Below are 1,309 nucleotides of genomic sequence, written 5' to 3' on the forward strand. Positions count from 1 at the left end.
CTTAGGTTCTAGTGGTCGTCGCAACACCCCAGCTCAGGGGATGCGGTGGACTTCAAGATCCGGGAGATCCGGACGGCTCAGGGGCCGAAGAAGCTGCTGCGTGAGCGGGAGACATACTTCCGGCTCATGCAGCAGGGCTTCAGTAACGAGCACGCATGCCAGATAGTCGGCATCAACGTGAAGACCGGGCGCCGATGGCGCAACGGCCGCAGCGCCGACCGAAAGCAGAAGGCGGTACCGCCGGTCCGACCGGTGGTGCCGCCTTCCGGTCCGTCCCGGTACCTGCGCGAGGCGGACCGGATTCACATCGCCGACCGGCTGCGGGAGAAGGCCACGGTCCGAGCGATAGCCGCCGAGCTGGGACGCAGTCCGTCCACGGTCAGCCGGGAGATAAGCCGCAACCGGACGGACGGGACCCGCGGCCAGTGGCACTACCGGCCCTACGCCGCCCAGGCCCGCGCGGATGCCCGCCGGCCTCGTCCCAAGCCGGGGAAGATCCGCGAAAACCCTGAGCTGCGGGACTTCGTCCAGGCCGGCCTGGACCGGCGGTGGAGCCCGGAACAGATCTGCCAGGCTCTGCGGATGACCTTCCCCGACCGGCCGGAGATGCACGTGGTCCACGAGACCGTCTACCAGGCCCTCTACGTCCAGGGCCGGGGCGAACTCCGCCGCGAGGTGGCCCGCGCTCTGCGCAGTGGACGCACCCGCCGCAGGCCTCAGCGGCAGGCGAACTCGCGTCAGCCCCGCTTCAAGGACCCCATGGTCATGATCAGCGACCGGCCCGCGGAGGCGGACGACCGGGCGGTGCCCGGCCACTGGGAGGGCGACCTGATCATCGGCAAGGACGGTGCCTCGGCCATCGGCACCCTCGTCGAGCGTGCCACCCGCTACGTCATGCTGCTGCACCTGCCCGATGGCCGAAGCGCCGAGGATGTCCGCGACGCGCTGGTGACCACCGTGAAGACCCTGCCCGGCCACCTGGTCCGCTCGCTGACCTGGGACCAGGGCAGCGAGATGGCCTCGCATCTCTCGTTCACCGTCGCCACCGACGTCCCGGTCTACTTCTGCGACCCGGCCAGTCCCTGGCAGCGCGGATCGAACGAGAACACGAACGGGCTGCTGCGGCAGTACTTTCCCAAGGGCACCGACCTGTCCGCCCACAGCCGCGAACACCTGGTCGCCGTCGCCGCCGAGCTCAATGGCCGCCCACGCAAAACGCTCGGCTGGGAAACCCCAGCCGAGCGCCTGCATAAACTACTCGCGGCCTGATCAACACAACCACGTGTTGCGACGACCCCTAGAAACCGCC

Annotated in this window: 1 protein-coding gene; it reads left to right on the plus strand. The window is 69.1% G+C overall.

Annotated features, from left to right (window positions below; translation table 11 throughout):
• Positions 1-126: 126 nt before the first annotated feature.
• Positions 127-1,269, plus strand: a complete 1,143-nt coding sequence (locus ACFYPN_RS33720; RefSeq protein WP_389303722.1) for an IS30 family transposase — start codon at positions 127-129, stop codon at positions 1,267-1,269.
• The last annotated feature ends 40 nt before the right edge of the window (positions 1,270-1,309 follow it).

Origin of the sequence: Streptomyces sp. NPDC005576, assembly GCF_042871745.1 — a bacterium.
In the GTDB taxonomy this organism is placed as follows: domain Bacteria; phylum Actinomycetota; class Actinomycetes; order Streptomycetales; family Streptomycetaceae; genus Streptomyces.

What these genes read in the sequence shown, in the direction of transcription:
- ACFYPN_RS33720 (WP_389303722.1), top strand. Translation starts at nt 127, where the DNA reads ATGCAGCAGGGCTTCAGTAACGAGCACGCATGCCAGATAGTCGGCATC.